Annotated in this window: 16 protein-coding genes; 13 read left to right on the top strand and 3 right to left on the bottom strand. The window is 73.8% G+C overall.

What is annotated here, in order from left to right; genetic code table 11:
• The first annotated feature begins 3 nt into the window (after positions 1 to 3).
• From H505_RS0110655 to H505_RS0110685, 7 genes are all read left to right on the top strand, one after another.
• Entirely contained in the window at positions 4 to 2,067 is a 2,064-nt protein-coding gene (locus H505_RS0110655) for an ABC transporter permease subunit (RefSeq protein ID WP_026401964.1), read from the top strand.
• Positions 2,048 to 2,749, top strand: coding sequence for an ABC transporter ATP-binding protein (locus H505_RS0110660; RefSeq protein WP_026401965.1), 702 nt, complete (start codon positions 2,048 to 2,050; stop codon positions 2,747 to 2,749). Before H505_RS0110655 ends, H505_RS0110660 begins: the two co-directional genes overlap by 20 nt.
• A complete protein-coding gene (locus tag H505_RS0110665; RefSeq protein WP_084550092.1) occupies positions 2,746 to 3,507 on the top strand; it encodes an ABC transporter ATP-binding protein in 762 nt (253 codons plus the stop codon). The genes H505_RS0110660 and H505_RS0110665 overlap by 4 nt, the downstream gene beginning before the upstream one ends.
• The gene (locus tag H505_RS50975; protein ID WP_211238447.1) at positions 3,504 to 3,947 is read left to right on the top strand and encodes a hypothetical protein; all 444 of its coding nucleotides are present in this window, start codon (positions 3,504 to 3,506) and stop codon (positions 3,945 to 3,947) included. Before H505_RS0110665 ends, H505_RS50975 begins: the two co-directional genes overlap by 4 nt.
• 14 nt (positions 3,948 to 3,961) lie before the next feature.
• The gene (locus tag H505_RS0110675) at positions 3,962 to 5,263 is read left to right on the top strand and encodes an amidohydrolase family protein (RefSeq protein WP_026401967.1); all 1,302 of its coding nucleotides are present in this window, start codon (positions 3,962 to 3,964) and stop codon (positions 5,261 to 5,263) included.
• A gap of 94 nt (positions 5,264 to 5,357) precedes the next feature.
• Positions 5,358 to 6,269: an LLM class F420-dependent oxidoreductase gene (locus H505_RS0110680; RefSeq protein ID WP_026401968.1), complete on the top strand. Its 912-nt coding sequence runs from the start codon at positions 5,358 to 5,360 to the stop codon at positions 6,267 to 6,269.
• Complete coding sequence (locus H505_RS0110685; RefSeq protein WP_026401969.1) at positions 6,266 to 7,156, top strand: SDR family NAD(P)-dependent oxidoreductase; 891 nt, start codon at positions 6,266 to 6,268, stop codon at positions 7,154 to 7,156. The genes H505_RS0110680 and H505_RS0110685 overlap by 4 nt, the downstream gene beginning before the upstream one ends.
• Here the strand turns inward: H505_RS0110685 and H505_RS48840 are convergent.
• Genes H505_RS48840 through H505_RS0110700 form a run of 3 tightly spaced genes read right to left on the bottom strand, consistent with a single transcriptional unit; the run spans position 7,065 to position 9,825 of the window.
• Positions 7,065 to 8,018 carry an alpha/beta hydrolase fold domain-containing protein gene (locus H505_RS48840; protein ID WP_245592484.1) on the bottom strand — a complete coding sequence of 318 codons (954 nt, stop codon included), beginning with the start codon at positions 8,016 to 8,018 and terminating at the stop codon, positions 7,065 to 7,067. The two genes, H505_RS0110685 and H505_RS48840, sit on opposite strands and share 92 nt — an antisense overlap.
• On the bottom strand, positions 8,008 to 8,724 hold the full coding sequence (locus H505_RS0110695; RefSeq protein ID WP_026401971.1) for an enoyl-CoA hydratase/isomerase family protein: 717 nt from the start codon (positions 8,722 to 8,724) through the stop codon (positions 8,008 to 8,010). Before H505_RS0110695 ends, H505_RS48840 begins: the two co-directional genes overlap by 11 nt.
• A 30-nt stretch (positions 8,725 to 8,754) precedes the next feature.
• Positions 8,755 to 9,825 carry a ferredoxin--NADP reductase gene (locus tag H505_RS0110700; protein WP_026401972.1) on the bottom strand — a complete coding sequence of 357 codons (1,071 nt, stop codon included), beginning with the start codon at positions 9,823 to 9,825 and terminating at the stop codon, positions 8,755 to 8,757.
• Positions 9,826 to 9,891: 66 nt separating this feature from the next.
• On the opposite strand from H505_RS0110700, the gene H505_RS0110705 reads away from it, so the two are divergent.
• From H505_RS0110705 to H505_RS0110730, 6 genes are all read left to right on the top strand, one after another.
• Positions 9,892 to 11,505, top strand: coding sequence for an AMP-binding protein (locus tag H505_RS0110705; RefSeq protein ID WP_084550094.1), 1,614 nt, complete (start codon positions 9,892 to 9,894; stop codon positions 11,503 to 11,505).
• Positions 11,506 to 11,545: 40 nt separating this feature from the next.
• A complete protein-coding gene (locus H505_RS0110710; RefSeq protein WP_026401974.1) occupies positions 11,546 to 12,730 on the top strand; it encodes an amidohydrolase family protein in 1,185 nt (394 codons plus the stop codon).
• Between the two features lie 2 nt (positions 12,731 to 12,732).
• On the top strand, positions 12,733 to 14,160 hold the full coding sequence (locus tag H505_RS0110715; RefSeq protein ID WP_026401975.1) for a FadD3 family acyl-CoA ligase: 1,428 nt from the start codon (positions 12,733 to 12,735) through the stop codon (positions 14,158 to 14,160).
• Positions 14,157 to 16,547: a sensor histidine kinase gene (locus tag H505_RS41145; RefSeq protein WP_034517528.1), complete on the top strand. Its 2,391-nt coding sequence runs from the start codon at positions 14,157 to 14,159 to the stop codon at positions 16,545 to 16,547. The genes H505_RS0110715 and H505_RS41145 overlap by 4 nt, the downstream gene beginning before the upstream one ends.
• 326 nt (positions 16,548 to 16,873) lie before the next feature.
• The gene (locus H505_RS0110725) at positions 16,874 to 18,451 is read left to right on the top strand and encodes a methylmalonyl-CoA mutase family protein (protein WP_026401976.1); all 1,578 of its coding nucleotides are present in this window, start codon (positions 16,874 to 16,876) and stop codon (positions 18,449 to 18,451) included.
• The gene (locus tag H505_RS0110730) at positions 18,451 to 18,846 is read left to right on the top strand and encodes a cobalamin-dependent protein (protein WP_026401977.1); all 396 of its coding nucleotides are present in this window, start codon (positions 18,451 to 18,453) and stop codon (positions 18,844 to 18,846) included. The genes H505_RS0110725 and H505_RS0110730 overlap by 1 nt, the downstream gene beginning before the upstream one ends.
• Positions 18,847 to 18,894 lie beyond the last annotated feature (48 nt).

Here is an 18,894-nt window from a genome sequence, read left to right on the forward strand (position 1 = left end):
ACCATGGACAAGTTCCTCACCTTCGGGATCGTCGGTCTCAGCACCGGCGGCATCTACGCCGTCATCAGCAGCGGCCTGGTCCTGACCTACACGACCACCGGCATCTTCAACTTCGCCCACGGCGCGGCGGGGATGATGGCGGCGTTCGCCTACTGGCAGCTGACCGGGGGGTGGGGCCTGCCCGTCCCGATCGCGCTCGCCCTGGTGCTGCTCGTCCTCGCCCCGCTGTTCGGCCTGCTCATCGAGCGGCTGATCATGCGTCCGGTCCAGGGCGTGGGCGAGGTCGAGCGGCTGGTCGTGACGATCGCCCTGCTCACCGGGCTGATCGCGATGGCGCAGTGGATCTGGGACCCGAACGTCGCCCGTCCGCTCTCGCCGTTCTTCGCGGACCGGGAGGCGATCCGGCTCGGACCGGCGACGATGACGTGGCACCAGCTCGTCACGCTGCTGGTCGCCGCCGCCGTGGCGCTCGGGCTGTACGCCTTCCTGTACGGCTCGCGCCTCGGCGTCGGGATGCGCGCGACGGTCGACGACCCGTCGCTCGCCCGGCTCAACGGCGGCGACCCCGTCGTCGCCGCGCGGGCGGCGTGGGTGCTCGGCACGGTGCTCGCCGCCCTCGGCGGCATCCTCATCGCGCCCAGCATCCCCCTCGACGCCGCCAACCTGTCCCTGCTCATCGTCAGCGCGTACGCCGCGGCGATCTTCGGCCGGCTGCGCAGCCTGCCGATGGCGTTCGCCGGCGCCCTGGTGGTCGGCTGCACCGAGAGCTACCTCACCGGGTACCTCCCGCAGAACGAGTACCTCCCGGGGCTGCGGATCGCGGCGCCCGCGCTGCTGCTGTTCGTCGTCCTGCTGCTGTTCCCGAACCCGCGGGTGCGGGGCAGCGTCCGCATCACCCGGTCGCTGCCCGCCCCGACGATCCGGGGGACGCTGGTGTTCGGCGCGTGCCTGATGGTGTTCGCGGCGATCCTCGCCACGACGCTCAGCGACCCCGACGTCATCACCTACGGGCAGATCTTCCCGATGTCGATCATCGGCCTGTCCATCGTCGTGCTGACCGGCTTCTCCGGGCAGATCTCGCTCGCCCAGCTCAGCCTGGCCGGAATCGGCGCGGTCGTCTGGGCGGGCGTCGGCGCGAGCGGCAACCCCCTCGCGCTGCTCGCCGTGGTGGCGGTCACGGCGGTCGTCGGCGCGGTGATCGCGATCCCCGCGCTGCGGCTGTCGGGCATCTACCTGGCGCTCGCGACCGCGGCGTTCGCGCTGATCCTGGACGGCTGGATCTTCACGATGCCGGTGGACTGGCTGTTCAGCGGCGGCAGCGCCGAGGTGACGCCGGTCTTCGCCGGGCAGCGCGTCCAGATGATGTTCGCGGCGGCGGTGCTCGCGGTGCTGTGCCTGCTGGTCGTGGTGCTGCGGCGCGGCTTCTTCGGGCGGCGGCTCATCGCGATGCGCGACAGCGAGGCCGCCTGCGCCACCCTGGGCGGCCGGCTGCTGGTCACCAAGGTCGCGGTGTTCGCGCTGTCGGCGGGGATCGCGGGGCTCGGCGGCGCGCTGTTCGGCATGCAGGCGCGGTCCATCACCCCGGACCACTTCACCCTCGTCACCGGCCTGCCGATCTTCCTGCTGGTGGTCATCGGCGGGATGGCGGCGGTCGGGTCCGGGGTCTTCACCGGCGTGAACCTCGCCGGGATCATGCACGCGATCACCGCCCTGTGGCCCGGCGCGCACCACGTGTCGTCGCTGCTGGTCGGGCTCGCGGGGATCGGCATGGGCCGCCACCCCGAGGGCGTCGTCCCGCACTTCCGGGAGTCGTGGGACCCGCTGCGCCGGTTCTGGGTCCCGCTCGCCGCGGCCGTCGGCGCGCTGTGGGGGCTGCGCCTCCTGGACGTCGTCAACGGCTGGGTGCTCACGTTCGGGACGGTCGCCGCGGCGCTCGCGCTGCGCGGACTGGCCAGGCCGCGGGCGCCGGAGAGCGCGGCGGACGTCCCGCTGGAATGGCGCGGCGTGCGGCGGCCCTGGCTGCCCGCGGACCGGGAGGAGGTGCTCGATGGCCTTGCTCGAAGCTAGCGCGGTGACCGTCCGGTTCGGCGGCAACGTCGCCCTGGCGGAGGTCGACATCACCGCGGAGGCCGGCCGGGTCACCGGCCTGATCGGACCCAACGGCGCCGGGAAGACCACGCTGTTCAACGTGGTCTCCGGGCTGGTCAGGCCGAGGTCGGGACGGGTCCTGCTGGACGGGCGGAACGTCACGCGGCTCGGCCCGGCGGCGCGGGCCCGCCGCGGCCTCGGCCGCACCTTCCAGCGGCTGGAGATCTTCGGCCACCTGACCGTGCGGGACAACCTGCGGGTCGCCGCCGAGTTCCACCGCGACGGCCTGCCCGCCGACGGGATCCTCGACCGGCTCGGACTGGCGGACATCGCCGACGTCCGCGCCGACTCGGTCCCGACCGGCCGGGCCCGCCTCGTCGAACTGGGCCGGGCGCTCGCCGTCCGGCCCAAGGCCCTGCTGCTCGACGAGCCCGCCTCCGGGCAGGACGAGCACGAGACCGGGCGGTTCGGCGAACTGCTGCGCGAACTCGCGGCGGACGGCCTCGCGGTCGTCCTCGTCGAGCACGACATGCGGCTGGTGATGGAGGCGTGCGACACCGTGCACGTCCTCGACCTCGGCAGGCTCATCGCCAGCGGCCCGCCCGACCGGATCCGCGCCGACGCGGCCGTGCTCGACGCGTACCTGGGAGCCCCGTCATGACCGCACCCGCGCCGAACCCGGCCCCCGACCCGACCACCGATCCGCGCGCGCACGCGAACCTGCTCGAACTGTCGGGCGTCCACGCGTCCTACGGCCGCATCTCGGTGCTGCACGGCGTGGACCTGGCCGTGGGCGTGGGGCGGATCGTGGCGCTGCTCGGCCCGAACGGCGCCGGCAAGACCACGACCCTGAACGTCGCGGCGGGACTCCACCTGGCCGACCGCGGCGACGTCCGCGTCGGCGGCCGGGCCGTCGCGGGCGCCGACCCGGTGGAGCTGGCGCGGCGCGGCGTCTGCCTCATCCCGGAGGGGCGGGGAATCTTCCCGAACCTCACCGTGCGGGAGAACCTGCGGATGATGACCTTCACCGGCGCGGACCGCGCCGCGGTGGAGGAGACCGCCTACACCCGGTTCCCGAAGCTGGCCGAGCGGCGGCGGCAGACCGCGGGGACGATGTCCGGCGGCGAGCAGCAGATGCTCGCGCTGGCGCGCGGGCTGGCCACCGACCCGGCCGTCCTGCTGATCGACGAGCTGTCCATGGGCCTCGCGCCGCTGGTGGTCGCCGAACTGTACGAACTGGTCGTCGAGATCGCGCGGACCGGCGTCGCCGTCCTGGTCGTCGAGCAGTTCGCCAGCACCGTGATGCGGATCTGCGACCTGGCCGCGGTGATGGTGAACGGCCGCATCGAGCGCGTGGACGCCCCCGGCGACGAACTCCTGGCCGACCTCTCGGCCCTCTACCTGGGAAGTGCGACATGACCGAGACATCCACGACGGCCGCGGCCCCCGCGGCGGAGGCGACCGGGCCGGCCGGGCGGACGGAGGCGGGGGAGACCCGCGCGGACCGGTTCGTCCGCCAGCTCGCCGAGATGAGGATCCCCGACCCGTCGGCGGGACGGGCCCTGCTCTGGCTGCGGGTCGGCGTCGCCCTCATGGCGGCGGGGCTGGCGGCGGGCGTCGCGTCCTACTTCCTGTCCCGGGGCACCACCGACGCGCTCGCCCAGCGGGACGCGCAGGCCGCGGGGATCGCGGGCGTCTGCGGCTGCATCGTCGGCAGCGCCCTCTACCTGCGGTACACGCTCGCCAACGTCCTCCGCTTCTGGTTCGCCCGCCTCACCCTGTCGGTCGAGGCGGGACCGGCGGAGGCGCGGCCGGGCGGGACGGAGCCGGCCGACCGGACCCGAGAAGACAACGACTGAACGGAGCGCTCCCCGTGAAGAAAGACGATCTGATCCTGATCAGCGTGGACGACCACATCATCGAACCGCCCGACATGTTCGTGAACCACCTGCCGGAGAAGTACAGGAAGGACGCGCCGCAGCTCGTCCACCGGGAGGACGGCACGGACGTGTGGAAGTTCCGCGACACGGTGATCCCGAACGCGGCGCTGAACGCGGTGGCGGGCCGTCCCAAGGAGGAGTACGGCCTCGAACCCCAGGGCCTCGACGAGATCCGGCCCGGCTGCTACGACGTGGACGAGCGCGTCAAGGACATGAACGCGGGCGGCATCCTCGCGTCGATGAACTTCCCGTCGTTCCCGGGGTTCGCGGCGCGGCTGTTCGCCACCGAGGACGCCGACTTCTCGCTGTCGCTGGTGCGCGCGTACAACGACTGGCACATCGACGAGTGGTGCGCCGCCCACCCGGGCCGCTTCATCCCGATGGCGCTGCCGGTCATCTGGGACCCGGAGGCGTGCGCGGCCGAGGTGCGGCGGGTCGCCGAGAAGGGCTGCCGCTCGCTGACGTTCAGCGAGAACCCGGCGGCGATGGGGTACCCGAGCTTCCACAGCGACCACTGGGACCCGCTGTGGCGGGCGCTCGTCGACACCGGCACGGTCCTGAACGTGCACATCGGCTCGTCCGGGCGGCTGTCGATCCCCGCGGTGGACTCGCCGCCGGACGTGATGATCACGCTGCAGCCGATGAACATCGTGCAGGCCGCCGCCGACCTCCTCTGGTCCCGCGTGATCAAGGAGTTCCCCGGCATCCGCATCGCGCTGTCGGAGGGCGGCACCGGCTGGATCCCCTACTTCATGGAGCGGGTCGACCGGACGTTCGAGATGCACGCCACCTGGACCCTCCAGGACTTCGGCGGCAAGCTCCCCAGCGAGGTGTTCCGCGAGCACTTCCTGACCTGCTTCATCAGCGACCCGCTCGGCGTGCGGCTGCGGCACGACATCGGCATCGACAACATCTGCTGGGAGGCCGACTACCCCCACAGCGACTCGATGTGGCCGGACGCGCCCGAGGAGCTCCACAAGGTCCTGACCGACTGCCAGGTGCCCGACGACGACATCAACAAGATGACGTACGAGAACGCCATGCGCTGGTACTCGTTCGACCCGTTCGCGCACGTCCCGAAGGAGCGGGCGATGGTCGGGGCGCTGCGCGCCGCGGCCGCCGACCACGACGTGTCGATCCGGTCGCGCAGCAAGCGGGTCATCGACCCGGCCGAGAAGCTGGAGGGTTACCGCAGCCGGGCCCGCGCGGCCGCGGCCGCCGCCGCGAAGTCCTGACCGCCGCCGTCGGCCGCCGGCCGGTCGCGCGCACCGTTCCCCGCCGGGACGGGACGCGCGGGACCGCGCCGGCGGCCGTGTGAGGAGACAGAGAATGCGCTTCGTCTTTCACTACCCGGAGGCGAACGGACCCGACGGCGACGTCCTGGACGCCGGGCCGCTCCACAAGGTGGCGGCGGCGGCGGAGAAGGCCGGGTTCGACGGGTTCTCCCTCAGCGAGCATCCGGTGCCGGGCGCCCGCTGGCTGCACGCGGGCGGGCACCAGACGCTCGACCCGTTCGTCGCGCTCGGGCACGTCGCCGCGGCGACCGTCCGGCTGCGGCTGCTCACCCACCTGGCGGTCGCGCCCTACCGCAACCCGTTCCTGCTCGCCAAGGCCGCCGCGACGCTCGACAAGCTGTCGGACGGGCGGCTGATCCTCGGGCTCGGCGCCGGCTACCAGAAGAGCGAGTTCCATGCGCTCGGCGTCGGCATGGACGAGCGCAACGCCCTGTTCGACGAGGCCCTCGACGTGCTCCCGATGCACTGGAGCGGCGAGCCGTTCTCCTACGAGGGCCGGCACTTCAGCGCGCGCGACGTGGTCGCGCGGCCGCGCCCCGTCCAGGACCCGATCCCGATCTGGATCGGCGGCAACTCCAAGCTGAGCCGCCGCCGGGCCGCGCTGCGCGCCCAGGGCTGGATGCCGCTGTCCGGCGGCGCGCGACTCGGCGCGACCGCCCGCACTCCCGCGCTCGGCACGCTCGGCGAACTGGCCGGCGCCGCCGCCGAACTGCGCGCGGCCGCGGCCGAAGCCGGACGCGACGAACCCATCGACGTCCTCCACTCCTACCAGGGCGCGGGCCTCGCGGCGCCGGACGCCGACGCGGACCGGCACCGGGAGGCGTTCGCCGAGATCGAGAAGGCGGGCGTCACCTGGCTGCTGGTGTCGAGCCGGACGGGCACCGCGCGGGCCACCCTCGACTGGCTCGAGGCGTTCGGCGCGACGTACCTGGCGGCGGGCCGGTGACGGCCCCGGGGTGGTTCGAGGACCGCGCGGGACTGGACGGCACCGTCGCCGTGGTCACCGGCGGGGCGGGCGGGCTCGGGGAGGCGATCGTCGACGACCTCGCGGCCAACGGCGTCCGCCCGGCCGTGCTCGACAGCGACGCGGAAGCGGCGGACCGGCTGCGCGCCGCGCTCGCGGACCGGGGCCGCGACGCGGTCGTCCACCACGGCGACGCCCGCGACCACGCGGCGCTGGAGAGGCTGTTCGCCGCCGCCGACGAGCGGTGGGGGCGGCTCGACACCCTCGTCAACGTCGCGGGCGGGACGTTCCGCGCCCCGTTCACCGACACGAACGCGAAGGGCTGGGACGCGCTGCTGCGCGCCAACCTGCTGCACGTGCTGGACGCCTGCTCGCTCGCGATCCCGCGGATGCGGGCGGGCGGGCGCGGCGGCAGCATCGTGAACATGACGACGATCGAGGCGCACCGCGCGGCGCCCGGCTTCGCCGTCTACGCGGCGGCCAAGGCGGCCGTGGAGCAGTTCGCGCGGACGCTCGCCGTCGAGCTCGCCCCCGACGGCATCCGCGTCAACAACGTCGCCCCCGACTTCACGCCGACGCCGAACATGGCCCGCTTCACCCACGGGGACGGGGCGCTGTCGACCGAGGCCGGCCTGCGCGCCGCCATCCCGATGGGCCGGGCGGGCCGGGTCACGGACGTGTCGGGGTGCGTGGTGTTCCTGGCGTCGGGCCTGTCGGCCTACGTCACCGGCGCCACGCTGCACCCCGACGGCGGGACGTCCGCGTCGGCGGGCTGGTTCAACTGGCCCGGTTCCGGGTGGGCCAACCACGCTCCCGCGCACCTTCTGACCGGTCGGCCGGATCCGTCCGCGGGCTCCACACGTCCATGAAGTCGGCCACGGCCGGGACGAACGCGGTCCGCAGGTCCGCGGCGTCCTGGAGCACCCGCAGGTCCACCGTCACCCCGGACCGGGCCGCGCGGGCGGCGAACGACAGCGAGTCGTCCAGCAGGGGGTCGGTCCCGGCGGTGAGCAGCCGCAGCGGCGGGAAGCCGTGCAGGTTCGCGTGCAGCGGGCTGAGCAGCGGGTCGGTGCGGGGGGTGTCCCCGGCGTGCCGCGCCACCCGCTCCCGCAGGGCGTCCAGGTCGAACGTCGGGTCGGCGGCGGCGTTGAGCAGCAGGCTCGGCGCCTCCAGCGTGAGGTCGAGCAGCGCCGAGACGAGCACCGCGCAGGCCGGCTGCGCGGCCCCCGTGTCGCGCAGCCGGACCAGCAGCGCCGCGGCCAGCCCGCCGCCGAGCCGGTCGCCGGCCAGCATCACCGGGCCCGACTCCCGCGCCCGCTCGTACGCGCGGTGGACGTCGTCGAGCGCGGCGGGGAACTCGGCGCGGTGGCGGGGGAGCACCACCGCGGCGTTCGCCCGCAGCGCGAGGCGTCCGTACGGCTCCAGCGCCGACGCCGACGCCGCCGGGTGCGGCCGGTCCCCGCGCAGGTAGAGGACGGTCTTGTCGGCGCGGCCCGGCGGACGCAGGACGGGCCCCGCGGGGCCCTCCTCGATCCGCGGGGCGCCCGCCCCGCCGTCGTCGGGCACCCCGTCGTCGGGCACGCCGTCACCGAGCGCGCCGTCGTCGAGCGCGCCGTCGTCGAGTGCACCGACATCGAGCGCACCGTCGTCCAGTACGCCGTCGTCGGGTACGCCGTCGTGGGCCGCGCGCCCGTCCGCCGCACGGCCGTTGATCAGCCGGTCACCTGCCACGTCGCGTCATCCTCTCCACCGCCTGCCAGTGCTCGTCGGCCACCCACAGCCGCGCGAACGCGCGCGCGGCCTCGTCCGCGCCCACGCCCGCGGAGACCCGCTTGATCTCGCGGGCCGGGGCGTGCGCGAGCGACCGGGCCAGCGCGCGCCAGTCGCGGTCGAACGTCGCGCGCGGGACGACCCGGTCCACGAGGCCGGCGCGTTCCGCCTCGGCCGCGCCGAGCGTCTCCCCGGTCCCGGCGAGCAGCAGGGCCCGGCCGCGGCCGACCAGGGCGGCGAGCCGTTCGGCACCGCCCCAGGCAGGCATGATCGCCAGCGTGGACTGGGTGAAACCGATCGTGATGTCGTCGGCCGCGATTCTGATGTCGGCGGCGACCGCGAATTCGGCGCCGCCGCCCAGCGCGTGGCCGTTCAGCGCGGCGATCACGGGGGCGGGGAACGCGGCGAGCCGGTCGCAGACGCCGCGCATCCGCAGCGCCATCGCGGTCGCGTCGGCCTCGGTGCGGATCGCGGCGAGCTGCTTCAGGTCGCCGCCCGAGACGAACACGCGGTCGCCGGCGCCGCGGACGACGAGGGCGCGCGCGCCCGCGGCCGCGTCGATGGCCTCGTCCAGTTCGTCCATGGTGGCGGGGGCGATGGCGTTGCGCGCCTCCGGGCGGTCGATGGTGATGACCGCCAGCCCCTCGTCCAGTTCGAGATCGACCATTCAGGGTGCTCCAACCGCCCGGGTCCGGGCTCAGTCCTCGTAGACGACGGTGACGTCGGCGGACACGGGCTCGCCCTGGCAGGTGAGGATCAGGCCCTCGGCCACCTCGTCGTCGTCCAGGGCGTTGTTGACCCGCATCTTCGCCTCGCCCGCGGTGATCTGGGCGATGCAGGTGGCGCAGTTCCCGGCCTCGCAGGAGAACGGCGGGGCGAGCCCCGCCCGGCGGGCGCTCTGCAGCAGCGTCTCGCCCGGGTGCTGCGGGACGGTGTGCTTCTTGCCGTTGAGGACGATCGTGACCGTCCCGTCCTCGCGCGGTTCGTCCTCGGGCGTCCCGTCCCCGGCGGCGGGCTCCTCGCGCGAGGTCTCCGCCGCGGGCTCCGCCGCGGTCTCCGCCGCGGGCTCCTGCTCGGCCGGGGACGCGTCCGCCGAGCCGAAGCGCTCGACGAAGATCTGGTCGGCGCCCGCGCCGTGGGCGCGGAGCGCGCGCTCCGCCAGGTCCATGAACGGCGCGGGGCCGCACACGTAGAAGTCGGCGTGCGTGTCGGTGTTCACGAAGTTGCGGAGCTGCGTCTCGGTGGCGAAGCCGTTCAGGACGTCCAGGTGGTGGTGGACCTCGAGCCGGTCCGGGTGCCGGTCGGCCAGGTCGGCGAGCGCGGACCGGAAGATGACCGCGTCGGCGTCGCGGTTGGCGAGGAGCACCCGGACCCGCCGCCGGGTCGTCGCGAGCGCGCTCTTGACCAGGGAGAGGACCGGTGTGACGCCGCTGCCCCCGCAGAACGCGACCAGCGGCGCGGACGTCTCCCGCAGGCAGAAGACCCCGGCCGGGCGCGTCACCTCGACGACGTCGCCCGCCGCCAGGTTGTCGAGCATCCAGTTGGACACCAGCCCGCCCGGGACCCGCTTCACGGTCGTCATCAGCTCCCCGTCGGTGTCGGGGGAGCTGGACATCGAGTAGCTGCGCAGGACGCCGCACGCCCGGAACGTGACGAACTGCCCTGCCCGGTACGGCCACGGCGCGTCGAGCACGAAGGTGCGCGCGTCGGCCGTCTCCTCGACGACCCGCGTGATCCGGACCGGATGGAAGCCATGGTCTCGTGCCATGTATGGAATCTATCTTCTCAATCTGGGAGAGTGCAATTCTCGGTTCGAGATTCCGGAGCTGACGCCATGCCTGAGAACCCGCCCCGCCCCGACCTGCCCCACCCCGACCTGGCCCACCTCTTCCGGACCCGCACGGTCCCCGAGGAGCTCGTCGAGCACTACGAGGCCGCGGGCTGGTGGACCCGCGACACGCTCGGCGACCTCCTGGTGCGCGGACTGCGCGCCGCGCCGGACGCGGAGTTCCGCATCCACTCGTCCGTCCGGCCCTGGTCGGGCACCTTCCGCGACGTCGAGCTGGTCGCCCGCCGGCTGGCGGGCGGGCTCCGCGCGCGCGGCGTCGGACCGGGCGACGCGGTCGCCTTCCAGCTCCCGAACTGGATGGAGGCCGCCGCGGTCTTCTGGGCGTCGGCGTTCCTCGGCGCCGCCGTGGTGCCGATCGTGCACTTCTACGGCCGCAAGGAGGTCGGCTACATCCTCGACTCCGTCCGGCCGCGCGTGTTCGTCGGGGCCGAGCGGTTCGGGCGCCTGGAGTTCCAGGACGACCTGTGCGCGGACGTCCCGGTCGTCGGGGTCGTCGGCCGCGACTTCGACGACCTGCTCGCCGCCGAGCCGCTGGCCGACCCGCTGCCGGGGACCGCGGGCGGCACCGACCCGGACGCGCCCGCGCTGATCGCCTTCACGTCCGGCACCACGCGCGACCCGAAGGGCGTCGTGCACAGCCACCGGACGCTCGGCTGCGAGGCGCGCCAGCTCGCCGGCGACCTCTACCCGCCCGACCGCGGGCGGCAGCTCACCGCGGCGCCCGTCGGCCACTTCATCGGCATGGTGAACGCCGTCCTGATCCCCGTGCTGGACGGCACGCCGGTCAACCTCGCCGACGTGTGGGACCCCGGTGAGGCGCTGCGGCTGATGAAGGAGGACGGGCTGACCGTCGGGGGCGGCGCGACGTACTTCGTGACGATCCTCCTCGACCACCCGGACTTCACGCCGGGCCACCTCGCGCACATGAGGTACGCCGGACTCGGCGGCTCGTCCGTCCCGGCGGCGGTCACCACCCGGCTCGCGGACCTCGGCATCACGGTGTTCCGCTCCTACGGCAGCACCGAGCACCCGTCGATCACCGGGTCCCGGCACACCGCGCCGGAGGCCAAGCGGCTGTTCACCGACGGCGACGCCCTGCCCGGCGTGGAGATCCGGCTGGCCGCCGACGGCGAGATCCTCAGCCGCGGGCCCGACCTGTGCGTCGGCTACACCGACCCGGAGCTCACCGCGGCGGCCTTCGACGACGAGGGCTGGTACCGGACGGGCGACGTCGGCGAGCTCGACGCCGACGGCTACCTCACGATCACCGACCGCAAGGCGGACGTCATCATCCGCGGCGGCGAGAACATCAGCGCGCCCGAGATCGAGGACCTGCTGCTCGGCATGCCGGGCGTCGCCGAGGCCGCGGTCGTCTCCGCGCCCGACGCGCGGCTCGGCGAGCACGCCGCGGCGTTCGTCCGGCCGCGTCCGGGGGAGCGCGCGCCGACTCTGGAGGAGATCCGGGCGCACCTGGAGAAGGCCGGGCTGGCCAGGCAGAAGTGGCCGGAGGAGGTGCGCGGGGTCGCGGACTTCCCGCGGACCGCCAGCGGCAAGATCCAGAAGTTCGTTCTCCGCAGAGACATTGCGACCCATGAGTAGTGAGAATACTATTCTCATCAATCGCAAAGGAGGATCTCTCATGCCGTCTCGCGAGCTGCCCTATCCCCTCTTCGACGCGGACAACCACCTGTACGAGACCAAGGAGGCGCTGACCAAGTACCTCCCCGAGCCCTACAAGGGCGTCATCGAGTACGTGGACGTGCGCGGCCGCACCAAGATCGCCGTCCGCGGCCAGATCAGCGACTACATCCCGAACCCCACGTTCGACGTGGTCGCGCGCCCGGGAGCGATGGAGGACTACTTCCGCAACGGCAACCCCGAGGGCAAGAGCAAGCGCGAGATCTTCGGGGAGCCGATGCGCTCCGTCCCCGCCTTCCGCGAGCCGGCGCCGCGCCTGGAGCTCATGGACGAACTGGGCATCCAGCGCACCCTGATGTTCCCGACGCTCGCCAGCCTCATCGAGGAGCGGATGCGCGACGACCCGGAGCTCATCCACGTGGTCGTCCACTCGCTCAACCGGTGGCTGGACGAGACCTGGTCGTTCAACTACAAGGACCGCATCTTCACCACGCCCGTCATCAGCCTGCCGATCGTCGAGAAGGCGATCGAGGAGCTGGACTGGTGCCTGGAGCGCGGCGCGAAGACCGTCCTGATCCGTCCGGCGCCGGTGCCCGGCTTCCGCGGGCCGCGCTCGTTCGCCCTGCCGGAGTTCGACCCGTTCTGGAAGCGGGTGCAGGAGGAGGGCGTGCTCGTCGGCATGCACTCGTCCGACAGCGGCTACAGCCGGTACGCCAACGACTGGGAGGGCCACGGCGCGGAGATGCTGCCCTTCAAGACGAACGCGTTCCGGATGCTCAACGAGTGGCGTCCGGTCACCGACGCGGTCGGCTCGATGGCCTGCCACGGGCTGCTGTCCCGGTTCCCCGAGCTGAAGATCGCCGTCATCGAGAACGGCTCGTCCTGGGTGGAGCCGCTGCTGGACAACCTGGCCGACGTCCGCAAGAAGGCCCCGGAGGCGTTCACCGAGGACCCGGTCGAGGCCGTCAAGCGCAACGTCCACGTCAGCCCCTTCTGGGAGGAGGACATGGCCGAGCTCGCCGACCTGATCGGCGTCGACAAGGTGCTGTTCGGCTCGGACTACCCCCACCCCGAGGGCCTGGCCGACCCGGTCACCTACGTCGACGCGCTCGACAAGGACCGGCTGTCGGAGGCCGACCAGGCCAAGATCATGGGCGGCAACCTCGCCCGCCTGCTGTCGGTCTGACCATGGCGTGGGAGACCATCCCGCGGCTCGTGCGCGGTGCCGGCGACCGCTTCGGTGACGCCGAGGCGGTCGTCGACGGGCCGCTGCGGCTCACGTTCGCCGAGCTGGCGGAGCGCGTCCGGACGGCCGCGGGCGCGTTCCGCGCGCAGGGCGTCGGCAAGGGCGACCGGGTCGCGGTCTGGGCGCCGAACTCCGCCGAGTGGATCATCGCGGCGTTCGGCCTGGTGACCGCCGGCGGAGTGCTGGTCCCGGTCAACACCCGCTTCCGGGCGGAGGAGGCCGCCGACGTCGTCCGGCGGAGCGGCGCCAAGGCGGTCCTCGTCCAGCAGGGGTTCCTCGGCCGGGAGTACACGGCGCCGGACGGCGTGCCGGTGATCGACCTGAAGTCGGACTTCCTCGCGAGCGGGTCGCCGTTCGAGGAGGACGTCCGCCGCGACGACATCGCCGACATCATCTACACCTCGGGCACGACCGGCCGGCCCAAGGGCGTCATGATGGACCACGGGCAGACGCTCCGGCTGTACGCCGAATGGTGCGACCTCGCCGACCTGCGGGAAGGCGACCGCTACCTCATCGTCAACCCGTTCTTCCACACGTTCGGGTACAAGGCGGGCTGCATCGCGTCGCTGATCCGCGGCGCGACGATCCTGCCCGTCCCGGTGTTCGACGTGGACCGGGTCCTCGAACTGGTCGAGCGCGAGCGGGTGACGATGCTGCCCGGCCCGCCCACGCTCTACCACTCGCTGCTGGAGGCCAAGGGCGACCGCGACCTGTCGTCCCTGCGCGCCGCCGTGACGGGCGCCGCCGACATCCCGGTCGAGCTGATCCGCCGGGTCCGCGGCGAACTGCCCTTCCAGTCGATCATGACGGGCTACGGGCTGACCGAGGCGGGGACGGCCACCGCGTCCCGGCCGGGCGACTCGTTCGAGGACATCGCGACGACCGTCGGCACCCCCTGCGACGGCGTCGAGGTGCGCATCGCCGACGACGGCGAGGTGCTCGTCCGCGGGTACAGCGTCATGCGCGGCTACTTCGACGACCCGGAGGCCACCGCGGCGGCGATCGACGCCGACGGCTGGCTGCGCACCGGCGACCTCGGCACGGTCGACGACCGGGGGTACGTGCGGATCGTCGGCCGCAAGAAGGACATGTTCATCGTCGGCGGCTTCAACGCCTACCCGGCCGAGATCGAGGGGTTCCTGCTGGAGCATCCGGCGGTCGCGCAGGCCGCCGTGATCGGGGTGCCCGACGAGCGGATGGGGCAGGTCGGCAAAGCCTTCGTCGTCCGCCGCGGCGACCTCGCCGCGGACGAGCTGGTCGCCTGGAGCCGCGAGCGGATGGCCGGCTACAAGGTGCCGAAGCACGTCGTCTTCCGCGACGAGCTGCCGCTCAACGCCACCGGGAAGGTCATGAAGGACCGGCTCGAATGACGCACCCCCACGGTTCCCGGGCGCGGCCCCGCGCCCGGCCGATCCGGCGGCGCATCGCGCTGCTGCTCGCGGTCCCCCTGGCGTCGCTGCTGGCGCTGTGGGCGTTCGCCGCGACGACGACGCTGTCGGACGCGCGGCAGCGGCTCACCTTCGCCACGGTGCGCGACCGGGCGGGCGAGCCCGCCGGGCTGCTGACCCAGGCGCTGCAGGGCGAGCGGTCGGCCGCGGTCGGGCTCCTCGCGGACGGCGCGGCGGGCGCGGGCGAGTTCCGCGACCGGGTGGCGGCCACCGACGCGGCGGTGGCCGCCTTCCAGAGGATGGCGCGCTCGCCCGACCTGCGGGAGTCCGAGGGGATGCTGCCCCGGCGGCTGCAAACCATCAGCGGCTCGTTCGACGGCCTGCGGGAGCTGCGCGACCGCATCGAGGCCGGCTCGATCACCCCGCTGGAGGTGATCGACGGGTACAGCGCGGTCGTGGACGACGCCATGCGGCTGGTCGCGGCGCTCGCGAGCATCGGCGAGGTGTCGATCTACCAGCACAGCAACGCGCTGCTCCAGGCGTACTGGGCGCTGGACTTCATGCTGCGCGAGGACGCGCTCCTGCGGGCCGTCCACGCCGGGGACGGGCGGATGGGCGGCGCCGAGCGCACCGCGTTCGCGGGCTGGGCGGCCGAGGGCCGGCTGCTGTTCGAGAACGCCCGCACCGGCGTCGACGGCGAGCCCGCCCGGCTCGTCCAGGAGTTCGCCGGCTCCGCGGCCTACACCGGCTACCGCGGGCTGGAGGACGGCGTGGTCCGCGCGGGCGCGGTCCCGCGCGCCGCCGAGTGGCGCGCCGCCGTCGACGGGGCGCTGCCCGGCTGGCAGAAGGCGGCCGAGGAGGCGGGGCTGGCGCTGCAGACCGAGGAGGTCGACCCCGCCGGGCAGCGGATCATGCTGCGCTTCTACCTGGCCGGCGGGCTCGGGCTGCTCGCCGTGGCCGTCTCGGCGGCGCTGTCCCTGCTGTTCGCGCGCCGGATCGCCGACGAGCTGCGGAACCTGCAGCGGACGGCCCAGCAGCTCGCGCACGAGCGGCTGCCGAGCGTCGTCGCGCGGCTGCGCCGGGGCGACCGGGTCGACGTCGAGGCCGAGACGTCCCGGACGGCCGCCGCGCGGACCACCGAGATCGTGCTGGTCGGCGAGGCGTTCGACGCCGTGCAGCGCACCGCGATCGGCACCGCGGTCGGGGAGGCGGAGCTGCGCCGGAACATCAACCGCGTCTTCGTCAGCCTGTCGTGGCGGAGCCAGTCGCTGCTGCAGCGCCAGCTCCGGCTGCTCGACGAGATGGAGCGCGGCGCGTCCAGCCCGGAGGAGCTGGAGAAGCTGTTCCGGCTCGACCACCTCACCACCCGCATGCGGCGGCACGCCGAGGGCCTGGTGATCCTGTCCGGTTCGCCGACCGTGCGGGCGTGGGACCAGCCGGTGGACGCCGAGGACGTGGCCCGCGCCGCCGTCGCGGAGGTCGAGGACTACACGCGGGTCGAGGTGGCCGCCGTGTCGTCGGGCGCGGTCCGCGGCGCCGTCGTCGCCGACGTCATCCACCTGCTGGCCGAGCTGATCGAGAACGCCACCGGGTACTCGCCGCCGGCCACCGAGGTGACCGTGAGGATCGAGCGGGTCGCGAACGGGCTGGCGGTGGAGGTGGTCGACCGCGGCGTCGGCCTGCACCCCGACGAGCTGGCCGAGCTGAACCGGCGGCTGGCCGAAGCGGTCGAGTTCGACCTGGCCGACGACACCGACCGGCTCGGCCTCTTCGTGGTGTCCCGGCTGGCCGCGCGGCACGGCGTCAAGGTCGTCCTGCAGCCGTCCCCGTACGGGGGCACGACGGCGGTCGTGCTGCTGCCGAACGAGCTGCTCGCCGCGGGAGCCGGGGACGTCCCGGCGGCGGGCCCGCCGCCCGTGGAGGCGCCGCACCGGTCCGGGCGGCGGCTGGACCGCCCGGACCGTCCCGCCGCCACGGCCGCGCCCGTCCCCGCCGCCGCGTCACCGCCCCGGCAAAAGGCGCCGCCCCGGCAGGAGGCGGCGCCGCTGGGAGCCCCCGCGGGGGAGCGGCCGCCCGGGGGCGCCGTCCCGGGCGAGGCGGAGCCGAGCGAGCGGACCGGGCTGCTGCCGAAGCGGGTCCGGCAGCGGAACCTGGCCCCGCAACTGCGCGGACGGCCGCAGGGGCGGCACGCGGCGGGCGCGGGGGCGCCCGGAGCGGCGGGGGAGCCCGCCGACGACGAGCCGGATCCCGAGGCCGGCCGCGCGCTGATGGCGTCCCTCCAGGCCGGCTGGATGCGCGGCCGCGAAGAGGACGAACCGGGCGACCCCGACGATCCGACCGACGACGACGGCCCCGGCGGGCGGGTGTGAGCCGGGGCCGGTGACCTCGCCCGCCTTCGAGGCCCCGCCGCGCGCCCCGTCCGGCGAACCGGACGGCGTCCCGCTGCACACGCCGAAGATCCTGGTGGCGGGCGGGTTCGGCGCCGGCACGACCACGCTCGTCGGCGCGGTCGGCCAGGGTGCGCCCCCTGCGCACCGAAGAAACCCTTACCGACGTCTCCGGCGGCGTGCGGGTGTACGCGTTCGGCGTGCCCGGCCACGCCGTGCCGCTCCCCACGTGCGCGAGCCACGTTTGACCATCGGATTCTCGGTAACGGTATTGGCATTCTCATTTTCTGGAAGTAACGTATCCGTCGATGAACGACATCGTGCAGACCTCGTCCGGCATCCCGCTCCGCCCGGTCTACGGACCGGCGGACCGGGCCGCCGATCCGCCGGCGCCGGGGGAGTTCCCCTTCACGCGCGGCAACTACCCGTCCGGGTACCGCGGGCGGCTGTGGACGTTCCGGCAGTACTCGGGCTTCGGGACGGCGGAGGAGTCCAACCGCCGCTACCGGTACCTGCTGGACCAGGGCGGCACCGGGCTGTCGGTGGCGCTCGACCTGCCGACGCAGTGCGGCCACGACTCCGACGACCCCGAGGTGAGCGAGGAGGTCGGGCGGGTCGGCGTCGCCGTCGACACCCTGGCCGACGCCGAGATCCTGTTCGACGGCATCCCGCTCGACAAGATCAGCACCAGCTTCACCATCAACGGGACCGCCGCGATCCTGCTGGCCTTCTACGTGGCCGCCGCCGAGCGCAAGGGCGTGCCCCGGGAGAAGCTCACCGGGACGATCCAGAACGACATCCTCAAGGAGTACGCGTCCCGCGGCACCTGGATCTGGCCGCCCGAGCCGTCGCTGCGGCTGATCGCCGACACCATCGAGTTCTGCGCGGCCGAGGTGCCGAAGTTCAACGCGATCTCGGTGGCGGGCGCGCACTTCCGCGACGCCGGCGCGAACGCCGTCCAGGAGATGGCGTTCACGCTCGCGGACGGGGTCACCTACTGCGACACCGTGCTGGAGCGCGGCCGGATGTCGATCGAGAAGTTCGCCCCGCAGATCTCGTTCTTCTTCTACACGCACGGCGACTTCTTCGAGGAGATCGCCAAGTACCGCGCGGGACGGCGGCGCTGGGCGACGATCGTCCGGGAGCGGTACGGCGCGACGACCGACAAGGCGTCGATGTTCCGCTTCGGCTGCGTCGCGGGCGGCGCGTCGCTGTACGCGCCGCAGGCCCGCAACAACGTCGTCCGGGTCGCCTACGAGGCGATGGCCTCGGTGCTGGGCGGCGTCCAGTCGATGTTCACCGCCGCCTGGGACGAGCCGTTCGCGCTGCCCAGCGAGGAGTCGGCGACGCTCGCGCTGCGCACCCAGCAGATCCTCGCGCACGAGACCGGCGTCACCCGCGTCGCCGACCCGCTCGGCGGCTCCTACTTCGTCGAGGCGCTCACCGACGAGACCGAGGCGCGGATCGTCGAGATCATGGACGACCTCGACCGGCACGGCGGCATGGTCCGCGCCATCGAGGACGGCTACCTGCAGGGGCTCATCGCCGACGAGGCGTACGCGCTGCACCAGGAGATCGAGGCGGGCGCGAAGCCGGTCGTCGGGGTGAACCGGTTCGTGTCCGACGAGCCCCCGCCCGAGCTCGCGACCTACGAACTGGACCGGGCGGGCCGCGAGCGGCAGCTCGAACGGCTCGCGAAGGTCAAGGCCGACCGCGACGACGCGGCCGTCCGCGCCCGGCTCGCCGACCTGTCCCGCGCGGCGGAGGGTGACGCCAACCTCATGCATCCCCTGATCGACTGCGCCGCCGCGTACTGCACGGTCGGCGAGATGGTCGCCGCGCTCAAGGCGGTGTGGGGCGAGTTCCGGCAACCGGTGGTGTTCTGATGCCCGCGAGAGTACTGGTGGCGAAGCCCGGCCTGGACGGCCACGACCGGGGCGCCAAGATCGTCGCGCGGGCGCTGCGCGACGCCGGCTTCGAGGTCGTCTTCACCGGCATCCGGCAGCGCGTCGAGGACATCGTCGCGATCGCCGTGCAGGAGGACGTCGCCGTCGTCGGGCTGAGCATCCTGTCCGGGGCGCACGTCGCGCTGACCGGCCGCACCGTCGCGGCCCTGCGGGAGGCCGACGCGTCCGACATCGCCGTCATCGTCGGCGGGACGATCCCGGCGGCGGACGTCCCCAGGCTGACCGACGCGGGCGCGGCCGCCGTCTTCCCGACCGGCACCGCCCTCGACGCCATCGTCGCGGAGGTCCGCGCGCTGACCGCGGCGCCGGCCTGACACCGGTCCACGGCCGCCTCGGCCGGACGAGCAGATTTCACAGACGTA

The organism is Actinomadura rifamycini DSM 43936, from assembly GCF_000425065.1.
In the GTDB taxonomy this organism is placed as follows: domain Bacteria; phylum Actinomycetota; class Actinomycetes; order Streptosporangiales; family Streptosporangiaceae; genus Spirillospora; species Spirillospora rifamycini.